An 881-nucleotide genomic window follows, 5' to 3' on the forward strand; every position below is an offset into this window, starting at 1 on the left:
CCGCCTGCTCGCGCTGCGCGCCTGGGGCCCCTCGTCCCCCTGGAACACCGACGCCGCCAGGATGCTCGCCGCCTCCGCCCGCGCCGACGCGAGCGCGGCCGCAACCCGTCTGCGCCTCCCGGCCCTCGTCGTCGCCTGCACCGCCGACGCCGTCGTGGGTGTCGAAGGCTCGGAGGCCCTCCTCGGTGCGATCGAGGACGCCCGCTACTGCCTCATCGACTCCGGGCACGCGGTCCTGGCCGAGCGGCCCGCCGAGCTGCTCGCCGTGCTCGAGCGCTTCGTCACCGACCCCCGCCGCGACCCGGCGGGCAGTGTTCTCGAGCGGATGACCGTCTGATGGCCGTCGAGGTCGACGTCGTCGTGATCGGGGCAGGGTTCGCCGGCCTCGGAGCGGCGACGCGCCTCGAGCGCCGCGGCGGCACCTCCTTCGTCGTGCTCGAGCGCGCGGAGCGCGTCGGCGGAACGTGGCGCGACAACGTCTACCCCGGCGTCTCCTGCGACATCCCGTCGCACCTCTACTCCTACTCGTTCGCCCCCGAACCCGACTGGTCCGCGTTCTACGCGCCCGGTGCCGAGATCCAGGCCTACCTCGAGCGTGTCGTCGAGCGCGAGCGGCTCGGGCCGCGCCTGCGGCTGGGCACCGAGGTCCTCGAGGCGGTTTTCCAGGAGGAGGCGGGCCGCTGGTCCGTGCGCACGTCCCGCGGCGACTACTCGGCCGGCGCGCTCGTGGTCTGCGCCGGGCGGCTCTCGGAGCCGCGGCTGCCGACGGTCCCCGGCCTCGATTCGTTCCCGGGCCCGGCCTTCCACTCGGCGCGCTGGCGCGAGGAGGTCGAGCTCGACGGCGCTCGGGTCGGGATCGTCGGCTCGGGCGCCTCCGCGGT

2 protein-coding genes are annotated in these 881 nt (G+C 75.5%); both read left to right on the top strand.

From position 1 onward, the window contains the following. The coding region (locus tag ACH61_RS17715) for an alpha/beta fold hydrolase (protein ID WP_201787633.1) at positions 1-337 on the top strand (337 nt) is incomplete at its 5' end. Further along, positions 337-881, top strand: a 545-nt coding sequence (locus ACH61_RS15675) for a flavin-containing monooxygenase (RefSeq protein ID WP_153038968.1), incomplete at its 3' end; no start/stop codon positions are given. The genes ACH61_RS17715 and ACH61_RS15675, both read left to right, overlap by 1 nt.

Origin of the sequence: Rathayibacter tanaceti, from assembly GCF_001634385.1 — a bacterium.
GTDB lineage: Bacteria > Actinomycetota > Actinomycetes > Actinomycetales > Microbacteriaceae > Rathayibacter > Rathayibacter tanaceti.